The 23380-nt window shown below is 62.2% G+C and carries 25 protein-coding genes; 12 read left to right on the top strand and 13 right to left on the bottom strand.

Annotated features, from left to right (window positions below; translation table 11 throughout):
* Positions 1 to 14: 14 nt before the first annotated feature.
* The gene (locus WIF35_RS05705) at positions 15 to 1271 is read right to left on the bottom strand and encodes a nitronate monooxygenase (RefSeq protein WP_412480595.1); all 1257 of its coding nucleotides are present in this window, start codon (positions 1269 to 1271) and stop codon (positions 15 to 17) included.
* Positions 1272 to 1443: 172 nt separating this feature from the next.
* On the opposite strand from WIF35_RS05705, the gene WIF35_RS05710 reads away from it, so the two are divergent.
* Entirely contained in the window at positions 1444 to 2607 is a 1164-nt protein-coding gene (locus WIF35_RS05710) for an NnrS family protein (RefSeq protein WP_412480596.1), read from the top strand.
* A 267-nt stretch (positions 2608 to 2874) separates the two neighbouring features.
* Here WIF35_RS05710 and WIF35_RS05715 read toward each other — a convergent pair whose 3' ends face one another.
* The gene (locus WIF35_RS05715) at positions 2875 to 3180 is read right to left on the bottom strand and encodes an antibiotic biosynthesis monooxygenase family protein (RefSeq protein ID WP_412480597.1); all 306 of its coding nucleotides are present in this window, start codon (positions 3178 to 3180) and stop codon (positions 2875 to 2877) included.
* Between the two features lie 69 nt (positions 3181 to 3249).
* Here WIF35_RS05715 and WIF35_RS05720 point away from each other — a divergent pair, with 69 nt between their 5' ends.
* Together WIF35_RS05720 and WIF35_RS05725 are read left to right on the top strand one after the other, a co-directional pair.
* A complete protein-coding gene (locus WIF35_RS05720; RefSeq protein ID WP_412480598.1) occupies positions 3250 to 3714 on the top strand; it encodes a hypothetical protein in 465 nt (154 codons plus the stop codon).
* Between the two features lie 154 nt (positions 3715 to 3868).
* Positions 3869 to 4288 (top strand): ester cyclase, encoded by a 420-nt coding sequence (locus WIF35_RS05725; RefSeq protein WP_412480599.1) that lies wholly within the window; start codon positions 3869 to 3871, stop codon positions 4286 to 4288.
* 108 nt (positions 4289 to 4396) lie between these two features.
* Here WIF35_RS05725 and WIF35_RS05730 read toward each other — a convergent pair whose 3' ends face one another.
* Positions 4397 to 6097, bottom strand: coding sequence for an AAA family ATPase (locus WIF35_RS05730; RefSeq protein WP_412480600.1), 1701 nt, complete (start codon positions 6095 to 6097; stop codon positions 4397 to 4399).
* A 165-nt stretch (positions 6098 to 6262) separates the two neighbouring features.
* Between WIF35_RS05730 and rlmF the strand changes: the two genes are divergently transcribed.
* Positions 6263 to 7243, top strand: a complete 981-nt coding sequence (rlmF, locus tag WIF35_RS05735) for a 23S rRNA (adenine(1618)-N(6))-methyltransferase RlmF (RefSeq protein ID WP_412480601.1) — start codon at positions 6263 to 6265, stop codon at positions 7241 to 7243.
* 91 nt (positions 7244 to 7334) lie between these two features.
* On the opposite strand, the gene WIF35_RS05740 is transcribed toward rlmF, so the two are convergent.
* Complete coding sequence (locus tag WIF35_RS05740; RefSeq protein ID WP_412480602.1) at positions 7335 to 8060, bottom strand: helix-turn-helix transcriptional regulator; 726 nt, start codon at positions 8058 to 8060, stop codon at positions 7335 to 7337.
* A gap of 153 nt (positions 8061 to 8213) precedes the next feature.
* Between WIF35_RS05740 and WIF35_RS05745 the strand changes: the two genes are divergently transcribed.
* Positions 8214 to 8582: a VOC family protein gene (locus WIF35_RS05745; protein WP_412480603.1), complete on the top strand. Its 369-nt coding sequence runs from the start codon at positions 8214 to 8216 to the stop codon at positions 8580 to 8582.
* 121 nt (positions 8583 to 8703) lie between these two features.
* Here WIF35_RS05745 and WIF35_RS05750 read toward each other — a convergent pair whose 3' ends face one another.
* Positions 8704 to 9054, bottom strand: coding sequence for an amine oxidase (locus WIF35_RS05750; RefSeq protein ID WP_412480604.1), 351 nt, complete (start codon positions 9052 to 9054; stop codon positions 8704 to 8706).
* A gap of 162 nt (positions 9055 to 9216) precedes the next feature.
* Entirely contained in the window at positions 9217 to 9609 is a 393-nt protein-coding gene (locus tag WIF35_RS05755) for an MAPEG family protein (RefSeq protein ID WP_412480605.1), read from the bottom strand.
* 168 nt (positions 9610 to 9777) lie between these two features.
* On the opposite strand from WIF35_RS05755, the gene asd reads away from it, so the two are divergent.
* Positions 9778 to 10638 carry an archaetidylserine decarboxylase gene (asd, locus tag WIF35_RS05760; RefSeq protein ID WP_412480606.1) on the top strand — a complete coding sequence of 287 codons (861 nt, stop codon included), beginning with the start codon at positions 9778 to 9780 and terminating at the stop codon, positions 10636 to 10638.
* Positions 10635 to 10946 (top strand): hypothetical protein, encoded by a 312-nt coding sequence (locus tag WIF35_RS05765; protein WP_412480607.1) that lies wholly within the window; start codon positions 10635 to 10637, stop codon positions 10944 to 10946. Before asd ends, WIF35_RS05765 begins: the two co-directional genes overlap by 4 nt.
* Positions 10947 to 10955: 9 nt before the next feature.
* Here WIF35_RS05765 and WIF35_RS05770 read toward each other — a convergent pair whose 3' ends face one another.
* The gene (locus WIF35_RS05770) at positions 10956 to 12215 is read right to left on the bottom strand and encodes a diguanylate cyclase (protein WP_412480608.1); all 1260 of its coding nucleotides are present in this window, start codon (positions 12213 to 12215) and stop codon (positions 10956 to 10958) included.
* A 10-nt stretch (positions 12216 to 12225) separates the two neighbouring features.
* Positions 12226 to 13326: an ABC transporter substrate-binding protein gene (locus tag WIF35_RS05775; protein WP_412480609.1), complete on the bottom strand. Its 1101-nt coding sequence runs from the start codon at positions 13324 to 13326 to the stop codon at positions 12226 to 12228.
* A gap of 112 nt (positions 13327 to 13438) precedes the next feature.
* Here WIF35_RS05775 and WIF35_RS05780 point away from each other — a divergent pair, with 112 nt between their 5' ends.
* The 4 genes from WIF35_RS05780 to WIF35_RS05795 all read left to right on the top strand — a co-directional run bounded on the left by WIF35_RS05780 (position 13439) and on the right by WIF35_RS05795 (position 16007).
* Positions 13439 to 14401, top strand: coding sequence for an MBL fold metallo-hydrolase (locus WIF35_RS05780; RefSeq protein WP_412480610.1), 963 nt, complete (start codon positions 13439 to 13441; stop codon positions 14399 to 14401).
* Between the two features lie 2 nt (positions 14402 to 14403).
* Positions 14404 to 14856 (top strand): YaiI/YqxD family protein, encoded by a 453-nt coding sequence (locus tag WIF35_RS05785; protein ID WP_412480611.1) that lies wholly within the window; start codon positions 14404 to 14406, stop codon positions 14854 to 14856.
* Between the two features lie 58 nt (positions 14857 to 14914).
* Positions 14915 to 15253, top strand: a complete 339-nt coding sequence (locus WIF35_RS05790) for a zinc ribbon domain-containing protein YjdM (RefSeq protein ID WP_412480612.1) — start codon at positions 14915 to 14917, stop codon at positions 15251 to 15253.
* 121 nt (positions 15254 to 15374) lie between these two features.
* Entirely contained in the window at positions 15375 to 16007 is a 633-nt protein-coding gene (locus WIF35_RS05795; protein ID WP_412480613.1) for a hypothetical protein, read from the top strand.
* Positions 16008 to 16139: 132 nt separating this feature from the next.
* On the opposite strand, the gene WIF35_RS05800 is transcribed toward WIF35_RS05795, so the two are convergent.
* Entirely contained in the window at positions 16140 to 16499 is a 360-nt protein-coding gene (locus WIF35_RS05800; RefSeq protein ID WP_412480614.1) for a hypothetical protein, read from the bottom strand.
* A gap of 200 nt (positions 16500 to 16699) precedes the next feature.
* Entirely contained in the window at positions 16700 to 19297 is a 2598-nt protein-coding gene (locus WIF35_RS05805) for a bifunctional aconitate hydratase 2/2-methylisocitrate dehydratase (protein WP_412480615.1), read from the bottom strand.
* 445 nt (positions 19298 to 19742) lie between these two features.
* Between WIF35_RS05805 and WIF35_RS05810 the strand changes: the two genes are divergently transcribed.
* Positions 19743 to 21365 (top strand): methyl-accepting chemotaxis protein, encoded by a 1623-nt coding sequence (locus tag WIF35_RS05810; RefSeq protein ID WP_412480616.1) that lies wholly within the window; start codon positions 19743 to 19745, stop codon positions 21363 to 21365.
* Between the two features lie 59 nt (positions 21366 to 21424).
* Here the strand turns inward: WIF35_RS05810 and WIF35_RS05815 are convergent, their stop codons facing one another.
* From WIF35_RS05815 to WIF35_RS05825, 3 genes are read right to left on the bottom strand one after another with little or no spacing between them, the layout of a single operon-like run.
* Positions 21425 to 21712: a YkgJ family cysteine cluster protein gene (locus tag WIF35_RS05815; RefSeq protein ID WP_412480617.1), complete on the bottom strand. Its 288-nt coding sequence runs from the start codon at positions 21710 to 21712 to the stop codon at positions 21425 to 21427.
* Positions 21713 to 21741: 29 nt separating this feature from the next.
* Positions 21742 to 22410 (bottom strand): tRNA (guanine(46)-N(7))-methyltransferase TrmB, encoded by a 669-nt coding sequence (trmB, locus tag WIF35_RS05820; RefSeq protein WP_412481219.1) that lies wholly within the window; start codon positions 22408 to 22410, stop codon positions 21742 to 21744.
* Positions 22407 to 23366: a tRNA dihydrouridine synthase gene (locus WIF35_RS05825; RefSeq protein WP_412480618.1), complete on the bottom strand. Its 960-nt coding sequence runs from the start codon at positions 23364 to 23366 to the stop codon at positions 22407 to 22409. Before WIF35_RS05825 ends, trmB begins: the two co-directional genes overlap by 4 nt.
* Between the last annotated feature and the right edge of the window lie 14 nt (positions 23367 to 23380).

Consider the following 23380-nt stretch of genomic DNA (forward strand, 5'->3'; position numbering starts at 1 on the left):
CTGTACTGCGGTTTTTAGCCTGCTGCCGACTCCGGCAAAGCCAGCTTGTTGTCGGTGCTGAACTGGTAATCCTTGAAGACATGCTCGGCACTGAGAATCTGATAGCTGCCGTCGGCATTCTTCAGCGTCGTGTCCTTCAGGCGATAGGTCAGCTGGCCGCAAGTCCAGATTTCGAAATTGCGCATGTGGGTGCACAAGCAGGTCTTGTCCCAGACCTTGACCTTGCGTGCCTCAGGATGCGCTGCCACCTCGCGGTTGTACGAGGTGATGTAGGCGCACTTGCCGTTCGCATCGAGCAGGTAGCCGTAGGCCTCGCAGTTCGGGCGGATGCCGTCGCCGATCCCCGGGCTCTTCTTGATCATGCGCATCGGATAGCCGGTCGGCGAGATCTGGTTGACCTCGATGTCGTCTTCCGTGGCCTTGAAATACTCCTGCTTCACGTCGTCCGGCAGACCGCACTCGGTGGTCACCGTAAAGCGCGTCGCCACCTGCACCGCGCCAGCACCAGCTTCAAGGAAGCCAGCCGCGTCGGAACCGGTGAAGATACCGCCGGCCGGAATGACCGGGATATCGAGATTTTCTTCTTTCAGGTACTGCATGACCTCGACGACGATGGTCGCCAGATCGTATTGTGCCCAGTCCATGCCGAAGCCGAGGTGGCCGCCGGCCAGCGGGCCTTCGACCACGATGTAGTCGGGCAGGCGACCGGTGCGGGCGCTCTTCTTCAGAAACAGTTGCAGGGCGCGTACCGACGAAACGATGATGCCCAGCTTGACGTCGCGGAAACGCGGGTGATCCTCGATCAGCGCAAAGGAGCCGAGGTGCAGGCCGGCCGCCAGCGTGATGCCTTCGATACCGGCATCCATGGCAGCCGCCATGCGGACCTTGAGCGTCTCTTTCGGCGCGTTCATGGTCAGCTTTTCCATGCAGTTGATGAAGACCATGCCGCTGCCCTGCTTGCGTGCCATGGTGGCTTCGACGTGCAGTTTGGTGGCTTCCTCGAGGCGGCCGAGGTCGAACTTGACCGGCGACTTGTCCTCGTTGTTCACGTTGAACTTGTACTGCGCGAGCTTTTCCTTGACGTGCTTGGTCGCGTAGCGGCGGTCCGAGACGGTGTTGATCATCGCGTCGGAGATGTGGCCGATCCCGCCCAACCGGGCTGCCTCCAGCGCCAGATCGGCAGTCGAAATATCGACGCCCATACCACCGATCATGATCGGAACCAGCTCTTGCTTGCCCAGTCGCAAGCGGAAATCATCCACACGCTTCATCTTTGTCCTTAAGGAAACAGCAGGTCGCACTTACCCCTCGTCTGCGACCAAGGGCAGAATTTTACGCTAATGTTGCCCGCGCTGCGTGACAAGCACGGGATAAATCAAGTAAGCGTCCGCCGACTATCGCTAAACTCGCCACATCGATCGTCTGAAATTCGCAAGGTTCACCATGGCGCTGCACAGCAAACACCCACTCTGGCTGGTCGGTTTCCGGCCCTTCTTCAGCCTCGCCTGCCTGGCCGGCATGATCCTGCCGGTCATCTGGGCGCTGATGTTCGGCGGCAGCCTGCCCGCCCCCGATGCGCGTTTCTCCGCCATCCAGTGGCATGCCCATGAAATGTTCTTCGGCTTCGGCTGGGCCGTGCTCGGCGGCTTTCTGCTCACGTCGACCAAGAACTGGGTCAACATCCGCGGCTACCACGGTCCGGCGCTGATGCTGCTGGCCGGCTGCTGGATCGTCGAACGTATCGCCATGAGCTTCGGCGGCCACTGGCCGACGCCGCTGTTCATCGTGGCCAGCAACCTCTTCCTCGGCTGCATCGCCGCCATGCTGATGTGGACGCTGCTGCGCTACCGCCAGCAGGACAGCTATCGCGACAACATCTTCTTCATCGTCATGCTGCCGGCCTTCCTGTTCGCCAAGTTCATGCTGCTCTCGGGCAACGATTACGAAGCTGGCGAGCGCATGTGCATCGCGCTCTTCCGTCTGGCTTTCCTGGTCATGCTCGAACGGACCTTGACGCAGTTCATGAAGGCCGCCTTCCAGGCCGAGATCCTGCGCAATCCCAAGCTCGACCTGGCGATCAAGTTGCTCGGCCTCGTGCTGGTCGTGGATTTTGCCCTTCCTGGCCCGTACACCGCAGCAGTCAGCTTTTTGCTCGCTGCCCTGCTCGCCATCCGCTTCGTTTTCTGGAAACCGCAGCTTGCCTTCCGCCGCATCGACATCGGCATCATGTACGTCGGTTACCTGGCCATCGTCGGCCAGCTCGTGATCGACGGGCTCGGCCAGGTCGCCAGCTTCGTCTGGGTCGGCAGCGTATCGGTACATTTGTTCACCTTCGGCGCCATGGGCTGCGTCATTCCAGCCATGATCGTGCGCATTTCCAAGGGCCATACCGGACGCAAGGTGATGTTCGACGGCCTCGACAAGGCCACGCTCTACATCATGCTGCTCGGCCTGATCGTCCGCGTCGTCATGCCGCAATTCGCGCCAGGCGCCTACCTCGGCTGGATCCACGCCGCCGCCACGTGCTGGCTGCTCGCCTTCGGCATCCTTGCCGTGCGCTACATCCCGATGCTCATGCAGCCGCGCGTCGACGGCCGCATTCACTAGGGCCTGTTCACAGTAACCGGCGGGACTGCGTTTGCTGACGCGGGAAGGGCGCCAAGGCGCGAGGTGCAGGGAATGGTCGTTCCATTCCCAAGCCGAGCAACGCTGGCGACCGCCCGCGCCGGCAAACCCGAAGGGCAAGGGTTTGGCGGCGTGCATTGCCGCGTTGCCGTTCGCTTGTGCAGATCACTGCACGGCGCGACCGGCGCCTTGCTCTGCCTCCCCGCCAAGCCCTTGCGCAGCCCGTCGCTTACTGTGAACACGCCCTAATCACAGTACGGATTCGAAGACTTCCAGCTGCGGCGGGCCAAGATAGAAATCGCGCGGCGACTGCCCGGCCTGCATGTGCGCCTTGCGGAAGGCTTCCGACTTCGTCCAGTCGATGAAGGCCTGCTCGGACGCCCACACCGAATGCGAGGCGAACAGCGTGCATTCGTCGGTACTCGGCCCGCGTAGCAGGTTGAAGGACACGAAGCCCGGCACCTCGTCGAGGTAGCTGTTGCGGTTGCGCCAGTGGACGATGAAATCGTCTTCGCACCCCGGCGCGATGCGAAAGCGGTTCATGGCGAGAAACATCAGAACTCCTTGTCTGGATTGCATGCTTGTTGCTTGAACGGGTTTCCCCAACCTCTAGCCAAGCAAGAAATGATCGCACTCGATGATGACGAAAAACTCGATTTCGGCCAACTCCCGCCGGAAGTCGATCACCTGCTGCAACAAGGCGTGGCCGCCCATTTCGCCGACCGCACCCAGGCCGAACGCCTGTTTCTCATCGCCATTTCGCTCGCCCCTGATGCTGTCGTTGCCCGCCGCTGCCTGGTCAAGCACTACAACCGTTGTCGACAATTCGACAAGGCGCTGATCGCCGCCCAGGACTGGGTAGCCACCGCTGCCTGCAACGCCGGCCTCTCCGACAACTGGCTGCAATGGAAGGAAGCGCCGGGTTACGCCCTGTCGGCCCTCAAGGGCCTGGCCTTCATGCACCTGCGCAGCGGCCAGCCGGCCAAGGCCGAAGCCATGATCGCCCGCGTCATCGCCATGGACCCGGACGATGCCGTCGGCGGCTCGGTCGTCGCCGCACTGCTGGAAGAGACCCGGCTGGCGATCTGATTATCCTTTTCGAGATACAGCAATCAGCGAATTGGCTGCCATCGGCTCGAAGGGGAGCTTCGCTCCCACGCCATATCGCCGTCACATCGGCCCAGATTACGAGGGCACGGTATGATGCCCCTGTACCTTGACCGGCAACTGTTTAGACACTCCGATGAGGCCATCACATATTCGTTCAGTTGTAGAAAGCTTTTACAGCGACATCTGGAACCGACATAACAAGTCGAAGATTCCTGTGCTGCTTTGTGACGGCTTCACTTTTCGTGGTTCGCTCGGTCAAACGAAGGTCGGCCACGAGGGGTTTGGGTCATATGTCGATTTTGTGCACTCCGCCTTGGCGAGTTATCGCTGCGACATACTTGACCTCGTTATCGAGGGTTCGAAGGCATTCGCGCGTATGCAATTTTCTGGCATCCACCGGGGCGAGTTCTTTGGTTATCAACCTACTGGAAAACCTGTTGAGTGGCAGGGGGCTGCGCTTTTTTCGTTCGATGGTGAGAAGGTCGCTGACTTGTGGGTGCTTGGCGATGTTCACGGCTTGCTCCAATTGCTCGAGAAGAATGCAAATGGCTAACCAATTAGCCACCTGACGCCGCTCTGTGTAGCATCGTTAGGCGGAGGCAGATGTTGAATGTCTGCTTTGGCAGATACTGAATGTCGCCTAGGGGTCGTTAGCAGCCCCTTACCCCTCCGCCTGATCCAGCGCCCGGAACATCGAACAGCGGCGGAACACCTCCTCGCTCGGCAGCACCTGTTTCTGGCTGCAGTATTTCGCCACCAGCTTGGCCAACCCCTTGATGTCGCGCCCGGAGGCTTGCGGGAAGATATCCGGCAAAAGTTCCAGCAGCTCCGGCTCGATCGCCAGCCCGAACTGTGCGGCCATGACGCCCCAGATTTTCAGCCGGTCTTCACGATGCGGCGTGTGGAAGCGGATCAGTGCGATGCAGCGCGAGACGATGGCCTCGTCGATGTCATCGACCCGGTTGGTGGTCAGGAAGAGCAGGCCGTTGAAGTATTCCAGCACGCGCAAGAACACGCCGACCACAGCGTTCATCGTGATGTTTTCGTCGCGCTTCTTGATGTACACGTCGGCTTCGTCGATCAGCATCACTGCCCCCCAGCGCTGGGCGCGGGTCAGCACCTCCTTGAGCGCCGTTTCCATCGCCGCGACGTTCAGGCCAAGCTGGCCGGAATGCACGCGGTAGAGCGGGCGCTTGATGATCTCCGAATACACCTCGGCGGTCAGCGTCTTGCCCACCCCCGGTGGCCCGGCGCAGAGCACCGTCGTGCCGCCCGACTTGCCGGCGACGATGTCGTCCATCAGCACGTCCATCTCGGCGGTCAGGATGTCGATCAGGTCGGTCTGCTCCGGCGGCAGCACCAGCTTGTCCTTGAGTTCCGGCTGGTAGGCGTAGGGCGCGATGTCATCCACATGCACCCAGACGTAGTGGTGCAGATCGAGGTGGAACATCAGGATGAAGAAATGCACCGGCAGCTCGGTGAACAGCCCCTTCCTGATGCCGGCCTGCGTATCCTCGACCTCCGCTTCCTCCTTGCCCGAGAGGCGCGAATTGCGCTGCACGCGGCGGACGAACTTGGCGAGGATGTCGCCGGTCGCATCCATCGCCAGCACACGCTCGCCAAGGATGCTCTCGTCGTTGACCAGCCGCGCCGGGCTGCCGGTCGAGGACAGGATGATCTGGTCCTTGCGCGAAAAATCGGTATCGCGGTGCGTTGCCGTCGGGTTTTCGGCGAACCAGCCGGTGCCGCTGCCGGAAAACTGCGCGCCGTACTGCGCCCGCCAGTCGAAATAGCGCGCCGCACCTTCTTCGTAGCTGGCGATCAATGCCGGCGTTTCCTTGACGTAACCCTTGGCGGCGAGGATTTCGGCCACGGTGCGGCCGGCGATGTCGGGGCCGGAAATACGCAGCGTCGCCGTCGCCAGCTTGGCGCGCGAGTTGGCCTTCAGTTCGAGAAAGATCTTGCCGCTCTCTTCTTCGGACGGCGGCGTGTAGTCCAGCCGGCTGACCACCCAGGCCAGCGGCTTGCCGGTGATGGCCGCCGAGAACACCCAGCCGCGCTCGGCGTCTTCGGCCAGGTAGCGCGCCATGGCCGGCACCGCCATTTCCAGCTCCTCCGCCTCAAAACGGTGGCCGCCGCTGGCCAGCGCCGCGCGCAAGGTGGCAATCTGCGCCGCCTGCGCCCGCAGCTCGCGGTCGCCCTCACCATACAGAGCCTGCAGCATGTCCAGCTCGGCCGGCTCGAAACGGTTGAACGGCACCTCGACGCGATTGCCGAAGCGCAACTGGTCGCGGAATTCTTCCAGGCGCGGAAAGGCCTGCATCATCGGCTCGATGTGCCGGCGGTCAATCTGCAGCTTCATCGGCTGCCTCCCTGTGGCGTGCAATGAGAGCCTTCTAGCCAGTTTCGTGCCTTGCAGTGCACGCGCCGAAAGGCTTAAAAATCAATTCACTGGAGAAAATCGCCTTTGTCGTGCTTGCGACAGGCTTTCGTGGGACAATCGCGCCCCACGCCCAGAAAGACCATCATGCACCCGCGCAATAAGAACGCCGACGGCTACGATTTCGCCGCGCTGGCCGCCACTTCGGCGGCGCTCGCCAAACATATAAAAACCACGCCGGCCGGCACGCCGAGCATCGATTTCGCCAACCCGGCAGCGGTCAAGATGCTCAATCGCGCGATCCTGATGCATCACTACGGCGTCAAGGGCTGGGACATTCCCGCCGGCTACCTGTGCCCGCCGATTCCCGGCCGCGCCGACTACCTGCACACCATCGCCGACCTGCTCGCCACCTGTAACAGGAAAGCGATCCCGACCGGCGCCGGCGTGCGCGGCCTGGACATCGGCACCGGCGCCAACCTCGTTTATCCGCTGATCGGCCATGCCGAATACGGCTGGTCCTTCCTCGGCGTGGATATCGACGAAGCGGCGCTCGCCAACGCGCAGAGCATTTTGGGCAAAAACCCGCAGTGGACCGCAGACATCGAGCTGCGCCACCAGCCGGTGTGGGACAACATCTTCACCGGCCTGCTGCGCTCGGGCGAAAGTTTCGATTTCTCGATGTGCAACCCGCCCTTCCACAATTCGCCGGACGAAGTGCTGGCCGTCAGCCAGCGCAAGTGGAACAACCTCGGCAAGCCGGGGGCCAAGAAGGGCACGGTCCAGCCACGCCTCAATTTCGGCGGCGGCGGCACCGAGTTGTGGTGCAACGGCGGCGAACGCGCCTTCGTCAAATCGATGATCGAACAAAGCACGCAAATCCCGAAGCGCGTGCTGTGGTTCACCAGCCTCGTCTCCAAGGCCGACAACCTGGTGCATATCGAAGCCGCGCTGAAGAAGGCCAAGGTGGTCGAATCGCGCATCCTCGACATGGCCCAGGGTCAAAAACAAAGCCGCATCGTGGCCTGGACCTTCTGCGCCAACGGCGAACGGGAAAAATGGCGGCGCGAACGCTGGGCCAAGGCGGCAGAGGCCGAAACGCCATCGGCGGAAGCAGTCGGCGAATAAGCCGGGCGAGATCCAGCGCCGGGGCGCGCCGAATGGCTCGCTCCTGCGGTGCACTACCCAAAACAGGCAAAAACCAAAATACCCGGTCCGGCTAAGTGGCGTCCTCCGCCGGGCCGCGCCGGCGCTCATGCGCCTCGCTGCGCGCCCGCGCCAGATACTCTTCCCATAGATGGCCGTAACGGTCGTCGAACCCGCTTTCGAGCAATTCCACCCGTTCGATGCGATCGACGCGGAAGGTGCGGAAGGTCTGGCGCAACTCGCACCACGCGCCCAGGGTCCAGCAACGCCCCCAGAAGACCAGGCCAAGCGGCCACAGGATGCGTTGTGAAAACTCGCCATCGCCCCGCCGATACGCCACGCTGACCTTGCGCCCGTGCTCCATGCCTTCGCGCAGCACCGCCATCGGCTCGCGTAGCGGCGCCGGCTGCATCATGTCCAGCGCCAGGAAACGCCGGCTACGAGTGGCGATCTTTTCCTCCAGTTCGCGCGGCAGCACTGCTTCGATGCGCGCCATCGCCATTTCCGCCGCCTTGCCCAAGGCCGGATCAGCCCAGGCACCGACCAACTTGGCGCCGATGGCTAGCGCCTCCAGTTCCTCGCCGGTGAACATCAGTGGCGGCACCTGATAACCGCGCCGCAGTCGATAGCCGACGCCAGCCTCGCCATCGATTGGCGCGCCGGACTGAATGAGGTCGGCGATGTCGCGATAGATGGTGCGTTCCGACACCTCGAGCGCCTCGGCCAGAGCGCGTGCGGTGACGACACGGCCGTGACGCAGCATCAGCACGATCTGGAATAGACGGTCGGCGGGACGCATGGGCGGAAAATTCATCCGGAATTGGCAGGATTTCAGGATAGCACGCGCTATCGCAGGCAAATCCAAGCCTCCTGACACCACGTTGTCAGTAGCCCCTGCCGACAATGCACTCATCGCCGACACGTCGTCGGCTTCATTGCCCAGGAGAAAACGATGAACACCCCGATCAGCTGGTTCGAACTGCCCACCACCGACCTTGCCCGCGCCACGGCCTTCTACCAGAAGGTATTCGCCTGCCAACTGCACCTTGAGACCATGGGCGACATCCGCATGGCGATTTTCCCGCACGACGAACTGTCACCCGGCGGCGCGCTGGTCGCAATGCCGCAGATGCAGCCGGCCGACAACGGCACCCTGGTTTACCTGGCGGCAGGCGACGACCTGAACACCGTACTTGCCCGCATTCCCGCCGCTGGCGGCCAGGTGTTGATGCCGAAGACGGATCTCGGCAACGACATCGGTTTCATTGCCCTCTTCCTCGACTGTGAAGGCAACCGCGTCGGCTTGTATTCCAAGCACTAACGCAGCAGCGCTGCCATTGCCTCGCTGCTGCGGTGCACAGGCCAAAACAGGCAATTTTCAACCGACAAAACAAAACCCCCGGTTTTGGAGGCCGGGGGTTTTGTCGTTTCAGGGCTGCGTGTTACTTGGCAGCCGGTGCAGCAGCGGGGGCCGGGGCGGCAGCCGGTGCAGGTGCAGCGGCCGGCTTGGCTTCGGTCTTCACTTCAACCTTTTCGGCCTTGTGTTCCTTGTGCTTCTTCACCTTGGCCGGCTTGGCTTCGGGCTTGGCAGCTTCGGCCTTCTTCTCGACAGCCGGTTCGGCAGCCTTCGGCGCTTCGACCTTCTTCTCGGCGGCAGCCGGGGCCGGGGCGGTCACTTTGGCGGCCGGCGCAGCCGGGGCAGCGGCGGCCGGAGCGGCGGTGCCTTGGGCGAAGGAAGCGGAAGCGAAGCCAGCGGCAACGGTCAGGGCGATCAGGGTCTTGGTAACTTGCATTTTGTTTCTCCTTAACGGGTTGGTTTGTTCGTTACTCGGTGCTGCCAACTTTTTCGCAGCGCCTTAGAGCGAATAACGCAGCCGGTTTCGCCCCGGATGTCAGCAGAAACGTAATGCCGTGTATCGGCGTGTGACCAAGTTGTTTCCGGCGTTTTCCGCGGCTCAGCCGCCCACGACCAAGGCCAGGCAGAGGCCGGCGCCAGCCAGGTAGGTGCCGAGCGCACCGGTGAAGCGAAGCGGATTCGGCCGATTCATGTTGGCGTAGCCGATCAGGCCGGCAACGATCAGGCAGCGGCACAGCGTGGCGACGACGATCAGCCCGAGCACGAGGCTGGACGGGTTATGGCTGCCCAGATAAAGAAAGAGAATGGCCAGGAAAGGCGCGAACTCGGTGGTATTGCCGTGCGCCCGGATCACCCGGTTGATCAGCGCATTTCTCTCCTCGGCCTGCCCGGAGCCAATCTTGTTGCGAAAACGCTGTATCGAAACGAACAGGCCGAGGAGAAAGACCAGGCCACCCAGGATGGCAGTGCAATAAAGAGAGATCGGATGCATCGAAACACCTCGCAAAAATTCGGATAGCTCGGCATGTTATCCGGATTACGCAGGCATATGCAGAGGCGATGCAATGCGTTTCAGCAACAAAGCTGTGCGAATGGAGGGCGCATAGGCCGATGGCACGCAAGCCCGTATAATCGTGCGTTTTCTCACTGGAATTCGCCCGTGTCCGATCGCCTTGCCGTTTTGCCCCAATACCTGATTCCCAAGCAGGCGCTCACCGCGCTGGCGGGCAAACTGGCCTCGGCCGAGGCAGGGGCGCTGACGACGAGCGTGATCCGCTGGTTCGTCGGCCGCTACAACGTGAACATGGCGGAAGCGGCCAATCCGGATATCGCCAGCTACAAGAGCTTCAACGAATTCTTCACCCGGCCGCTGGCCGATGGTGCTCGCCCGCTGGCCGAAGCCGATTTCCTGTGCCCGGTCGATGGCGCGATCAGCCAGTTCGGCGCCATCGAGCGCGACCAGATTTTCCAGGCCAAGGGCCACAGCTATTCGACCACCGCACTGGTCGGCGGCGATCGCAAGCTGGCCGAGCAATTTGAGAACGGCAGCTTCGCCACGCTCTACCTCAGCCCGCGCGACTACCACCGCATCCACATGCCCTGCGCCGGCAAGCTGACGCGCATGATCTATGTGCCGGGTGCCCTGTTCTCGGTCAATCCGACCACGGCACGCGGCGTACCAGGCCTTTTCGCCCGCAACGAGCGCGTGGTCTGCGTCTTCGAGTCCGAATTCGGTCCCTTCGTGCTGACCCTGGTTGGCGCCACCATCGTCGGCAGCATGGCGACGGTCTGGCACGGCACGGTCAATCCGCCGCGCCCCGGCGTCGTCCGCGAATGGCGCTACGACACGTCGAACGGCACTGCTGCGGTGCACCTGCAAAAAGGCCAGGAAATGGGCCGCTTCCTGCTCGGCTCGACGGTCGTCATGCTCTTCCCGAAAAACAGCCTGGCCTTCAACCCGGAATGGTCGCCGACCCGCGCCATCCGCATGGGTGAAGTCATGGGGAGCCGCCCGGCATGAAAGACAAACCCTGGCTGCACCTGCTGATTCGCGCCATCACCGTGCTCGCGCTGGTTCTGCCGGCGGCCTGGATCGCCTGGACGAAAACACCGGTACCGCTATTGCTGCTGGTCGGTATCGCTGCCGCGCTGGTGTCCATCCGCATCGGCCAGGACGGCGAGGCACGCTACGGCCGCCGCGTCATCGTCACCGAGATGCTCAAGGTCGGCCGCGAGAACAATGACCGGCAAATGGTGCTCGGCGGCCTGGCCGGCTATCTGATGCTGGCCTGCTTCGCGCTGGCCGCCTGGGTCGCCTTCTTCAGCTAAGTCAGCGACTCAATCTGCCAGGAAGGCACGCGCCGGGGCACTGACCCGGTTACGCCCGGCGGCCTTCGCCTTGTACAACTCCTGATCGGCGGCCTCAAGCAGTTGCGCCGCACTCAAGCCGAACTCATATTGAGCCACGCCGAAGCTCACGGTCACTCTTAAATCCTGGTCGGCCACCGGCACCACCAAGGTTTCGGCAATCTTGTGACGCAATCGCTCGGCGGTCACGCAAGCTTCGTCCAGCCCATTCTCTGGCAGGACGATGACAAACTCCTCGCCGCCGTAGCGCGCCACCCAGTCGACACTACTCCGAAGGTCGGCCAGAAACTCGCCGGCAACCGCCTTGAGTACCTCATCCCCCGCCAGATGTCCGTAGCTGTCGTTGATCTGCTTGAAGTGGTCGATATCGCAGAAGAGCACGCTCAAGCTGCGGTTGTAGCGAGCTGCCCGCTCCAACTCGCGGCCGATCTGCTCGTTGAAGAAACGGCGGTTGAAGCAGCCGGTCAGGGTATCGATCTGGGACAGCCGACGGATCGACACCATGGCCTCCTCGACTTCGGCCGTACGCAGTCGGACAAGGTGATCCAGGTTGCCGATATGGCGGTCGATGCCTTCCTGCAAGACACGGAAGCCTTCGACCACCAGGTCGATCTCGTCCTTGCCGCGATGATTCTTGCGCTCCAGCGCCAAGGGTGCCGTCAGGCTCTCCGGCGAGAGATTAGCCACGAACTGGGCAATCTGGCGCATGGGGTTTTCCAGGTCGCGGCGCAGCATGTAGCTGACAACAAAGCAGATCAGCATGGTCAGGAAACCATAAACCAATACTGAGACGCCGACGTTATAGGCCCACTCGGCGTAGAAAGCGGCCGGATTGGCATAGACCTCCAGCGTCCCGATCGTACCGACGGAGCGATCCGGCGGCGGCACATCGAAGCGGCGCGAGGCTTCGCCTTCGGCCAGATCCTTGCGTCCGGCGATGAACATCTGGCCGGTCTCCACCTTCAGCCGGACGAAACCGATGGTGCTGCGCTGGGACAGATTATCGAGCTGCCATTGCACGACGTTCGGCTCGATATCCCAGATACTGGACGAAATCAGCGGCACATAGGTCAGGCCAATCTGGCGCAATTCGAGCTGAAACTCGTCCTGCACGCTCTTGTAGGAGACGATTGTCTGCACCAATGCGATCAACAGGGCACACAGCGTCGCAAGGCGCCAGATGGTCCCGGTCAGACTGCGGGCGATGGATCGGAATTGGGGTTCGTTCATGCCGGCACGCTCACTTCAACAATTGACCAAAGCTGAAGTCATAGCGCTTGAGTCCGGGATTCAGCACCTTGCTGAAGCGACGAAAATCCACCTGATCGAAATCCATTTTGCCGTAACGCTCGATAAAGCGGCTTGCCAGTTGAGGAGTGAAAGAGACAAACATCGACTGATCGAGTTCCAATCCCTCGTCCTTGGCGAAATCGCGCCCGTGGTGATAGTCGTAAAGCATGATCAAGGCCCAAGCCCCGGCGATAAAATGCCCGCCGGAAAGCGCCGAGAGGCGACCGCTACGCAGGCTCTCCATCGCCTCCTCGGAAGTATTGATGCCGCTGAACCAGGCATCCTTGCCCGGCTTGCCACCCCGTTTTTCCCAAGCCGCCATGGCCCCGAAAGCCATCAGGTCGTTACCCGCCCAGACCAGGCGGGTGCCGGGATAGCGTTGGTAAAGCCAGGCCGCCTGCTCTTCGGCCTTTTCCCGACTCCAGGCGCCATAAACCTCCTGATCGACGACCACGTCGGCGGCTTCGAACACCGCCTTGCGCATCCCGGCGCTGCGCCGCAAGGAACTTGGCGTCGACCGATCGCCGCTGACCACCAGCATGTGCAGCATGCCGTCCGGCGCCTGTGCCTTGGCCTGGCGCCCAAGCTGAATCAGCCGTTTTGCCGTCTGATAGCCGGCTTCCTCGGCGTGCGGCTCAAGCGAACCGAGCCAACTCTTGAAGCGCTCCCTGGGCAAACCCAGTTTCTGGCGCTCGAATCCGTTGCTGATGCCGCTGAACGCCATGAAGGTCTTGATCCCTGCCTCGCCAAACAGGCGCAGCAACTCGGGCCCTGTCGCGTAATCGTTGGAGAAGACCACATAGTCCGGCCAGGCACTTTTTGGCCGATCCAATATCTGGCGCGCAATGCTGACAACACGAAAATGCTCCCGCTCGGCATAGATCACCTCAAGGCGAACATCAAGCTTGCGCGCTGCAGCCTCCATGGCCTTGCTGGCAGTCATCCAATACAACTCGTCGGAGCGCCCTGGGTTGATGAAGAGCACATTCATCGCCCACAAGGCTTGGGAATAGAGCAAGGCAAGCAGCAGAGCACAAAAGCGCAGCGACATATTTTTCTTATCTGAATGGTCTGTGCGGCCGAGTATAGCCTGTTTGCCAGCCGTCAGATTTCATACTTTCATGGGATACTGCACCTCCCCAAACCCAGATGAGAGGAAGACCATGATCAAACCCTTGCGCCACCTCCTCCTTGCCGCCCTGCTGGCCGTTTCCGGCCTGGCCGCGGCCGACGCCCCGGTACAGAAGACCCAGGTTCCCGGCTACTACCGGCTGATGGTCGGCAGTTTCGAAGTCACCGCGCTGTACGACGGCGCCATCGACCTCGACGAAAAGCTGCTCAAGGGCATCCAGTCGCGCGACGTGCAGCGCCTGCTCGCCCGACAGTTCCTCAAGGGCCCCAAGGTGCAGACTGCGGTCAATGCCTACCTGGTCAACACCGGCAGCAAACTGGTGCTGGTCGATGCCGGCGCCGCCAAGCTGTTCGGGCCTGGCCTGGGCAACATCGTCGACAACCTGAAAGCTGCCGGTTACCGGCCTGAGCAGGTCGATGTCGTGCTCGTCACCCACCTGCATGGCGACCATGTGAACGGTCTGGTCACCCCCGAAGGCCAGCGCGTTTTCGCCAACGCCGAAGTCTGGTCGGCCAAGGCCGACAACGACTTCTGGCTGAGCGAAGAGATTGCCGCCAAGGCGCCGAAAGACTTCCAGCCTTTCTTCAAGATGTCGCGCGACGCTGCTGCGCCCTATCTCGCCGCCGGCAAATGGAAGACCTTCGACAGCGACCGCGAACTGGTCGCCGGCATTTCCAGCGTCGATACGCACGGCCATACGCCAGGCCACGCCAGCTATCTGCTGAACAACGGCGAGCAAAAGCTGTTGATCCTCGGCGACCTGGTGCATAACCACGCTGTTCAATTCGCTCGCCCGGAAGTCGCCTTCGAGTTCGACAACGACCCGAAGCAGGCCGTCGTCGCCCGCAAGCGCATCTGGGCACTGGCGGCAAAGGAAAAGCTGATGATCGCCGGCATGCACCTGCCCTTCCCCGGCATCGGCCACGTCCGCAGGGAAGCCAAGGGCGGCTACGCCTGGGTGCCGGCCGAGTTCGCCCCGTTGCCGACCAAGTAAGCATGGAAATCTGGGTCGATGCCGACGCCTGCCCCGGCGTCATCAAGGAAATCATCTTCCGCGCCGCCGAGCGTCGGCAGATCCGGACCACGCTGGTCGCCAACCAGATGCTGCGCACGCCGCCGTCGAAATACATCCGCGCCATCCAGGTGGCGCATGGCTTCGACGTGGCCGATGCGCACATCGTCGAGCAGGTGACGGCAGGCGACCTCGTCGTCACCGCCGACATCCCGCTCGCCTCGCTGGTCATCGAGCGCGGCGCGCACGCGCTGAACCCGCGTGGCGAGATGTACACCACCGCCACCATCCGCGAGCGACTGGCCATGCGCAATTTCATGGAAGAACTGCGCAGCGCCGGGGTCGAGACCGGCGGCCCGAATGCCTTCAGCCATGCCGATCGCCAGGCTTTCGCCAACCAGCTCGACCGTTTCCTGGCCAAAATACCGGTCGCCTGATCGGTCGCCAGGGCGTACCATGTCGCCCTTTCCAAAATAACCACTCAGAGAGAACGGCATGTCCAGCATTCCCGCCTGCCCGCAATGCACCCTGGAAAACACCTATCCCGACGGTGACAACTACGTCTGCGCCGACTGCGGCTTCGAGTGGCCACAAGCGGCTGCCGCCACCGAGGAAGAAGGCGAGCGCATCGTCAAGGACGCCAACGGCAACGTGCTGCAGAACGGCGACAGCGTCGTGCTGATCAAGGATCTGAAGGTCAAGGGCAGCTCGACGACGCTCAAGCAAGGCACCAAGATCAAGGGCATCCGTATCGTCGACGGCGACCATGAAATCGATTGCAAGACCGAAGCCGGCCAGATGATGCTGAAGGCCTGCTTCCTGCGCAAAGCCTGACCCGACCTCCGTAAGCAATTGTAAAAAAAGCCGAATCGGGAAATTTTCGCGGCCGGCTGCATTCATTTTTGCTAAAATACCCACGTACGAACTACGGCTGAATCCGTAGCCTGTGTTTTTCATGGATATCCAGTTGTATCGCCTATTGCTCGGGGCAGCCGCCCTCCTCGCTTCGCTCAACCTGCACGCCGCGGACGTTTTGCCCGAGGAGGCCGTGTCGCTGATCGACGCCAGCAGCAATCAGGAAGTGACGGTCAGCGCCATTGCCCAGCCGGCGCCGGTCATCGAGGTCTTGAAGCCGATCAACCCGATGGCCAAGCTGCGCGCCGCCAAGAAGGTCGCCCAGGCGGCCAAGCCGCACACCATCCCCGCCCAGTTACTGAGCCGCTCCGAGCGCCAGCAGATGGCATTGCTGCTGTCGAATCTGCACGAGAAGGAAAAGGGCAAGTTCAAGCCAAATTACTTCGACGATGAAGACAGCAACAACGATGGTTATGAAGTGCTGCCCCTGCATCAGTTCTACAGCCGGCCGCGCGTCGTCCGCGACGACGAGCAGCAGGAAGCGGCCAATACCACCCTGTTCAACGACAACGTCAGGCTGCGCCTGATGATGGCACGGCTGAAGGCGCTCGAAGCCCACGCCATGGCTCAGGTTCAGGACGACGGGGCGGAGTTGCCTGACCGGGTCAAATCCCGCCTGGCCGAAGCCCGCGCCAAGGCCCTCGCCCGCCACGCCGAACTGCATTCGAGCTGAGCTCTCCCCTGCTTCAACAAAAAGCCCCTGCCGGAATCCGCCAGGGGCTTTTTAACGACTGCTGCGGTGCACTGCCCGTTCAGGGCAAAAACCGGGCTTGGCCGGATTCGAGCAAATTCGAACGCTTTGCGCTCAACCGCGCCCCAAGGCCCACTTGCCCGCGCCGCCCAATGCCGAAGCAAAGGCAACAAGCAGCAGGAACAAACCATGCAGGTTGCCGAACAAGGCCGCCCCATGCATCCAGCCCATCACCAGCGGGTAGCCGATGATCAGCGCCAGGCCAAAGCTGGCGACCGGCATCCACAAACCCAGCACCATGAAGACGCCGCACAGCATCTCCGCCAAATGCAAGCCCCAATGCAGCGCCTGCGCCTGATTGCCGGGAAAGGCCGCATGCATCAAAGGTTGCAGCCCCGCCAGGAAGGCCATGCCGCCCACGGCAAGACGTAAACAGAGAAGAGCCCAGTCGATACGGTTTTTGGAAGCGGCCATTGGGAGAGAGTCAAACAGGTGTTGGAACGGGGCCGCAGTATCGCCGTCGCCGGCTCCTGTGGTCAAGCACAGCGGCATTGCTCTGCAGTGACATTCCAACAATGAAAAACCCCCGCCAGTTTCCTGACGGGGGTTTTTATTGACTGCTGCGGTGCACACCCGGTTTTAGGCAAAAACCGGGCGGGCACTCAGGCTTAGTCTTACATCTCGACGGTCTCGGCGACTTCGACGAAGGCCGGGATCTGGTCGAAGTTCATGTAGCGGTAGATGTCGGCCGCCTTGGCGTTCACCACCTGGATGTACTGCATGTACTCTTCCTTGCTCGGGATCTTGCCGAGCAGCGCGCACATGGCAGCCAGTTCGGCGGAGCCAAGGTAAACGCGGGTGTCGATACCCAAACGGTTCGGGAAGTTGCGGGTCGAGGTGGACATCGCGGTGGAACCCTTGCGGATCTGGGCCTGGTTACCCATGCACAGCGAGCAGCCCGGCATTTCCATACGGGCACCGGCCTTGCCGAGAACGCTGTAGTAGCCTTCTTCGGTCAGGATCAGGGCGTCCATCTTGGTCGGCGGGGCAATCCACAGGCGTGCCGGGATGTCGCTCTTGCCGTCCAGGACCTTGCCGGCAGCACGGAAGTGGCCGATATTGGTCATGCAGGAACCGATGAAGACTTCGTCGATCTTGTCGCCGGCGACTTCGGACAGGACCTTGACGTCGTCCGGATCGTTCGGGCAAGCGACGATCGGCTCGGTGATCTCGGCCAGGTCGATCTCGATCACGGCAGCGTACTGAGCGTTGGCATCGGCCTTCAGCAGCTCACCGTTCTTGATCCACTCTTCCATGGCAGCGATGCGGCGCTTCAGGGTGCGGGCATCCTGATAGCCTTCGGCGATCATCCACTTCATCAGCGTGATGTTGGAACGCAGGTACTCGACGATCGGATCCTTGTTCAGGGCGATGGCGCAAGCAGCGGCGGAACGCTCGGCGGCAGCGTCGGACAGTTCGAAAGCCTGTTCGACCTTCAGATCCGGCAGACCTTCGATTTCGAGGATGCGGCCGGAGAAGATGTTCTTCTTGCCCTTCTTCTCGACGGTCAGCAGACCCTGCTTGATGGCCCACAGCGGAATGGCGTTAACCAGGTCGCGCAGGGTGATGCCGTCTTGCATCTTGCCCTTGAAGCGAACCAGCACGGATTCCGGCATGTCCAGCGGCATGACGCCGGTGGCGGCGGCAAAGGCGACCAGACCGGAACCGGCCGGGAAGGAGATGCCGATCGGGAAGCGGGTGTGCGAGTCGCCACCGGTACCGACGGTATCCGGCAACAGCAGGCGGTTCAGCCAGGAGTGGATGACGCCGTCACCCGGACGCAGGGCAACGCCGCCGCGGGTGCTGATGAAGGACGGCAGTTCGCGGTGCATCTTGACGTCGACGAGCTTCGGATAAGCGGCGGTGTGGCAGAAGGACTGCATGACCATGTCGGCGGAGAAGCCGAGGCAAGCCAGATCCTTCAGTTCGTCGCGGGTCATCGGGCCGGTGGTGTCCTGGGAACCGACGGTGGTCATCTTCGGTTCGCAGTAGGTACCCGGCAGGATGCCCTTGCCTTCCGGCAGGCCACAGGCGCGACCGACCATCTTCTGGGCCAGCGAGTAGCCGGTGCCCGGATCGTTCGGCTGCTGCGGCAGGCGGAACAGGGTCGAGGCCGGCAGGCCGAGGGCTTCACGCGCCTTGGCGGTCAAGCCACGGCCGATGATCAGGGGGATACGGCCGCCAGCGCGGACTTCGTCGAGGATGACGAGGGTCTTCAGCTGGGATTCGGCGATGGTGGCACCGTTCTTGGTAGCGGTGACCTTGCCGGTGGCGGAGTCGATCTTCAGTTCGATCTCGTCGCCCATGTCCATCTGGCCAGCGTCGATTTCGATCGGCAGCGCACCAGCATCTTCCATGGTGTTGAAGAAGATCGGGGCGATCTTGGAGCCCAGGCAGACGCCGCCAAAGCGCTTGTTCGGGACGAACGGAATGTCTTCGCCGGTGAACCACAGCACGGAGTTGGTGGCGGACTTGCGGGAAGAACCGGTACCGACCACGTCACCGACGTAGGCGATCAGGTTGCCCTTGGCAGCCAGCTTTTCCAGTTGCTTGATCGGGCCGCGGGTGCCCGGCTCGTCAGCTTCGATACCCGGACGCGGGTTCTTCAGCATGGCCAGGGCGTGCAGCGGGATGTCCGGACGCGACCAGGCATCCGGGGCCGGCGACAGGTCGTCGGTGTTGGTTTCGCCCGTCACCTTGAAGACGGTCAGCTTCTGCGAAGCCGGGACTTCCGGACGCGAGGTGAACCACTCGGCGTCGGCCCAGGACTGCATAACGGCCTTGGCGTTGGCGTTGCCGGCCTTGGCCAGCTCGGCGACATCGTGAAAGTAGTCGAACACCAGCAGGGTCTTCTTCAGACCTTCGGCAGCGACGGCGCCGCAGGTCGGGCAGCCGAGCAGGTCGATCAGCGGCTTGACGTTATAGCCGCCGAGCATGGTGCCGAGCAGTTCAGTGGCCTTTTCCTTGGAAATCAGCGCGCAGGCTTCTTCGCCCTTGGCAACCTTGGCCAGGAACTCGGCCTTGACCTTGGCGGCGTCATCCACGCCGGCCGGAACGCGATAGGTGATCAGCTCGACCAGGTTGGCTTCTTCGCCAGCCGGAGGATTCTTCAGCAGGGCGACCAGCTCGGTGGTCTGTTGCTTGGACAGGGGCAGCGGCGGGATACCGAGGGCTGCACGCTCTGCAACGTGGGCGCGATAGGCTTCAAGCACGGCGACTTCCTTTCGTAAAGGGTTGCTCTAGGGAAACGAATATTTTACGACAATGGCGGCGGCCGAAAGGTTCGGCTTGTAGCTTCACGAGGCCGACTCGCAAGTCTTATATATTTTATATGTTATAGCACTGCACTGACTAGACCCGGCAGCCAAAAACCACAGCCGCCCAACCCCCGCTCAAATTTTAAGCAGCACGGCAAAAACCTTGTCGCTGCGGTTACTTGCGAAGCTTACCCATAATTTATCCACAGACTTACCCCACCAAAATGGGGACAAAGCAAAATACCTAGAAATCCTAGGGGGAAGCGTATGACGATTATTATAATTTTATTGTAATTGACGGATTTTTATAGGTATTTTCCAACATTGTTACGCCATTTGATATAGTATCAGGGCATTACAAAACACTAATAAGCTAACCCGTCATCCCGGAGAATTTGTCGTGCCCAACCAACAATCCCTCAAAGGGCGCCTGTGGCTGCTTGGCATCGTCAGCGCCCTGAGTGTCGCCATCGTAGCGATCTCTGCCATCTGGTTCACTTTCAGCAGCGAAAAACTGCTCCACGATTTCATCGACGAGCGCATCGCCGTTCGCCATTCCGCCGTTACCGCCTATGCCAACGGCCTGCAGAAGGGGCAAGCGCTCCGCAACATCCTGCTCGATCCGGCCAACAAGAAGGGGTACGACAACTTTGCCAAGGCCGATGAAGTCTTCCGCTCCGAATCCGACAAACTGGTTCAACTCTTGCAAGCTTCAGGCGACAAGCCGAAAGCCGACAAGATGAAGAGTGACATCGATGCCTGGCTGCCCTTGCAGGCTCAGGTCATCGATCTGGTCAAGGCAGGCAGCCGTGAAGAGGCGCAAGCCCTGCTCGTTGGCAAGGAAACCCCGGCCTGGCGCATGGTCCGCGACAATCTGCTGGAACAGGTCAAATCCTCCGAAGAAGCCGCCGCCAAGGATCGCGTCGAACTGCTCGACGGCCTAAGCCGCTCGCGTACCTTCGCCATCGTTCTCAGCGCCATCAGCCTGCTCGTCGTCGCCGTCATCACCGTTCTGGTCGGCCGCGGCATTTTCCATCAGGTCGGTGGCGAGCCGAGCTACGCCGCTGGCCTGCTCCAGCGTTTCGCCCAGGGTGACCTGAGCGAGCGGCCGCACGTACAACCGGGTGACCAGACCAGCATCCTGGCCGCCATGCAGGTGATGCAGTCGCAGATTCACGATCTGATCGCGCAAGCCGCCAAGAGTGCCGAAACGGTGGTCAGCGAAAGCGAAGCCATGCGCAGCGATGCCGCCCGCCTGGCCCAGACCGCCGAGGAACAGAGTTCGGCCACCACGGCCATCGCTGCGGCCGTCGAGGAACTGACGGTCAGCATCGGCTCCATGTCGCAAAGTGCCAACGAGGCCGGCGACCTGTCGCAAGAATCGGAAACCCAGGCCCATGAAAGCCTGCAGGTGGTCGGTCAGGCGACTGACATCATCCAGCAGGTCGCCTCCGGCATGTCCGAGGCGGCAACGACCATGGAAGAACTGTCGGCCAAGGTTGGCAACATCACCGGCATCGTCCAGACCATCCGCGAAATCGCCGACCAGACCAACCTGCTGGCGCTCAACGCTGCCATCGAAGCGGCCCGTGCCGGCGAGCAAGGGCGCGGCTTTGCCGTCGTTGCCGACGAAGTGCGCAAGCTGGCCGAATTGACCACCAAGTCGACCGAGCAGATTTCCAGCATCGTCACCGGCATCCGCCAGAGCACCGACGACGCCTTCGCCATGATGAGCCGCGCCAAGGAGCGCGCTCTCGATGGTGCTGGCCGGACGGCCGAAGTGCGCGATGCCGTGGTCAAGATGGACGAATCGGCCATCCGTGTCGGCCAGGCCATCGAAACCATCGCCGAAGCCCTGCGCGAGCAGACGGCGGCCAGTACCGACATCGCCCAGCGCATCGAATTGATCGCCCAGGGCACCGACCTGACCCATGCGGCATCAACCGAGTCGAGCCGTCGCTCCAACCTGCTGGTCGGCCTGTCGCAAAGCCTCAAGGATAACGTCCGCCGCTTCCGTATCTGACGGCAAAAAGCGGACTGCTGCGGTGCACGGCCTGAAAAGGCCAAAAAACAAAGCGGAAACTACAACGCCAGCGGTGGCAAGCCCACCCGCTGGCGTGCTTTTTTGCAGGCCGCGTGTTCGATATCGAATTCACGACACGGCGACGGCCGAACGTCGTAAATCGTGCAGCCGACGCACTGCCCAACCTCACCTTGCAGGGCCACGCAACGCGGCTCCGGCCCATCCGTCCCGCGCATGCGCACGATGCTCGCCGTCACCGGCACGGTCATCTCGACCGGCACGCCCTCGCCCCAGGCGTAAGCCCCGCCCGCCAGTTCGGCCGGATGGAAATCGACTCTGAACGACACGCAGCAGGCGCCGCAGCTCTGGCAAACGCTCATCCGAAATTCACCCGGCATCGCCACAGTTCGTGGCCTGAGGCGAGATATTTCTTCTCGAAGGGCGTCATCGGATCGTCAGTCGCATACGGCTCGGCCGCCATCGGCTGGCCGCTCAGCAGCGACAAGGCGATGGCCATTTCCTCAATATAGATGCGCCAGTTGCTGCGGCACTCCAGCTCTCCGCCCAGCTCCCGCCAAATGGGGAATACCGCATGGCCATGCCAGCGCCGCGCCAGGTGGCCGATCTTGGGCCAGGGGTTCGGATAAAGGTTGTAATGGCGGGCCAGGCGCACGCCGTTTTCCGCCAGCAGGCGCCAGAAGTCGACCAGATCGGCCCGCAGCAGCCGCCCATTGGCCGGCAGCACCGTCGGCTTGCCGCGCTCCAGGCGGTCGCTCGACTGATCGACGCCCAGCACGAAATGATCGGGATAACGCTCGGCGATGCGCAACGTACTCCAGCCAACGCCGCAACCGGCATCGAGGATCAACGGCGCTTCGGGGTTCCACGCCCGCCACGCCGCCATCGCTTCGGCAAACGCTGCGCGGTTGTAGTCGAGGATGGGCTTGCGGAAGGGATGCGCCAGATGCCGGCGCAGCAAATCCTCCAGATCGGCATGCGGCCCTTGCTGCGCACTGCTGATGAAACGCGAATTGCCGTCCATCAGGCGGCCAGCGGCAAGGCTTCGAGAATACCGGCCTCGACCAGCATCTGGTCGATCGCTTCCGCTTCCTTGACCGGGCGAAGTTGCTGGTAGAGCGCCTCGGCCTGCGGGTAATGGCGGCGCAGCAGCATCAGCCACTGCTTCAGGCGGCCGCCGGCGTGCTTGGGCAACACGCGCTCGCGCACGCCGTGCCAGAAGACCGATACCCACGGCACCAGCTCGTCCCAGCCGCCCGGTTCCTCGCCGCGAATGCGGCGCGGCAGCCAGGGGTCGGCCAGCGCACCGCGGCCAAGCATCACGTCGTCGCAGCCCGATTCCGCCTGGCATTTGCGGAAATCCTCCACCGTCCACACCTCGCCGTTGGCGATGATGGGAATCTCCACTGCCGCGCGCACGCGGTCGATCTGCGCCCAGCGCGCGGGCGGGCGATAGCCATCCACCTTGGTCCGGCCATGCACGATCAGTTCATCCGCCCCGCCCGCCTCGATGGCCTGGGCGCAATCGACGGCCAAGCAGCTGTCCTCGATACCGAGCCGCATTTTGGCGGTGAACGGAATGTGCGCCGGCACCTGCGAACGCACTGCGCTGACGATATCGTGCAGCAGTTCCGGCTCGCCGAGCAGGGCCGAACCGCCGCGATGGCGGAAAACCGTCGGCGCCGGGCAGCCGAAATTGATATCGATGCCGGCCGGGTTGTGCTTGACCAGGCGCCGTGCATTGGCCGCCATGAAGTGCGGATCGGAGCCGAGCAACTGCACGCGCATCGGCGTGCCGGCCGGTGTCTTGCTCTCGTTGTGCAGTTCCGGGCAGGTGCGCAGGAAAGTGCGGTTGGGCAGCACGCTCTCGGTCACGCGCACGAACTCGCAAATACCCCAGTCGTAGCCGCCGATGGCCGTCAGCACGTCCCGCATCAGCGGGTCGGCCAGGCCTTCCATCGGGGCGAGAAGAATTCGGGACATCGGCAAACTTTCGG

This window comes from Azonexus sp. IMCC34839 (assembly GCF_047047955.1).
In the GTDB taxonomy this organism is placed as follows: Bacteria; Pseudomonadota; Gammaproteobacteria; order Burkholderiales; family Rhodocyclaceae; genus Azonexus.

What these genes read in the sequence shown, in the direction of transcription:
- WIF35_RS05720 (WP_412480598.1), top strand. Translation starts at nt 3,250, where the DNA reads ATGATCGCACTCGATGATGACGAAAAACTCGATTTCGGCCAACTCCCG.
- WIF35_RS05725 (WP_412480599.1), top strand. Translation starts at nt 3,869, where the DNA reads ATGAGGCCATCACATATTCGTTCAGTTGTAGAAAGCTTTTACAGCGAC.
- WIF35_RS05790 (WP_412480612.1), top strand. Translation starts at nt 14,915, where the DNA reads ATGTCCAGCATTCCCGCCTGCCCGCAATGCACCCTGGAAAACACCTAT.
- WIF35_RS05730 (WP_412480600.1), bottom strand. Translation starts at nt 6,097, where the DNA reads ATGAAGCTGCAGATTGACCGCCGGCACATCGAGCCGATGATGCAGGCC.
- WIF35_RS05780 (WP_412480610.1), top strand. Translation starts at nt 13,439, where the DNA reads ATGATCAAACCCTTGCGCCACCTCCTCCTTGCCGCCCTGCTGGCCGTT.
- WIF35_RS05705 (WP_412480595.1), bottom strand. Translation starts at nt 1,271, where the DNA reads ATGAAGCGTGTGGATGATTTCCGCTTGCGACTGGGCAAGCAAGAGCTG.
- WIF35_RS05770 (WP_412480608.1), bottom strand. Translation starts at nt 12,215, where the DNA reads ATGAACGAACCCCAATTCCGATCCATCGCCCGCAGTCTGACCGGGACC.
- WIF35_RS05750 (WP_412480604.1), bottom strand. Translation starts at nt 9,054, where the DNA reads ATGCAAGTTACCAAGACCCTGATCGCCCTGACCGTTGCCGCTGGCTTC.
- WIF35_RS05755 (WP_412480605.1), bottom strand. Translation starts at nt 9,609, where the DNA reads ATGCATCCGATCTCTCTTTATTGCACTGCCATCCTGGGTGGCCTGGTC.
- WIF35_RS05785 (WP_412480611.1), top strand. Translation starts at nt 14,404, where the DNA reads ATGGAAATCTGGGTCGATGCCGACGCCTGCCCCGGCGTCATCAAGGAA.
- rlmF (WP_412480601.1), top strand. Translation starts at nt 6,263, where the DNA reads ATGCACCCGCGCAATAAGAACGCCGACGGCTACGATTTCGCCGCGCTG.
- WIF35_RS05800 (WP_412480614.1), bottom strand. Translation starts at nt 16,499, where the DNA reads ATGGCCGCTTCCAAAAACCGTATCGACTGGGCTCTTCTCTGTTTACGT.
- WIF35_RS05715 (WP_412480597.1), bottom strand. Translation starts at nt 3,180, where the DNA reads ATGTTTCTCGCCATGAACCGCTTTCGCATCGCGCCGGGGTGCGAAGAC.
- WIF35_RS05710 (WP_412480596.1), top strand. Translation starts at nt 1,444, where the DNA reads ATGGCGCTGCACAGCAAACACCCACTCTGGCTGGTCGGTTTCCGGCCC.
- WIF35_RS05765 (WP_412480607.1), top strand. Translation starts at nt 10,635, where the DNA reads ATGAAAGACAAACCCTGGCTGCACCTGCTGATTCGCGCCATCACCGTG.
- WIF35_RS05740 (WP_412480602.1), bottom strand. Translation starts at nt 8,060, where the DNA reads ATGCGTCCCGCCGACCGTCTATTCCAGATCGTGCTGATGCTGCGTCAC.
- WIF35_RS05825 (WP_412480618.1), bottom strand. Translation starts at nt 23,366, where the DNA reads ATGTCCCGAATTCTTCTCGCCCCGATGGAAGGCCTGGCCGACCCGCTG.
- WIF35_RS05775 (WP_412480609.1), bottom strand. Translation starts at nt 13,326, where the DNA reads ATGTCGCTGCGCTTTTGTGCTCTGCTGCTTGCCTTGCTCTATTCCCAA.
- WIF35_RS05795 (WP_412480613.1), top strand. Translation starts at nt 15,375, where the DNA reads ATGGATATCCAGTTGTATCGCCTATTGCTCGGGGCAGCCGCCCTCCTC.
- WIF35_RS05745 (WP_412480603.1), top strand. Translation starts at nt 8,214, where the DNA reads ATGAACACCCCGATCAGCTGGTTCGAACTGCCCACCACCGACCTTGCC.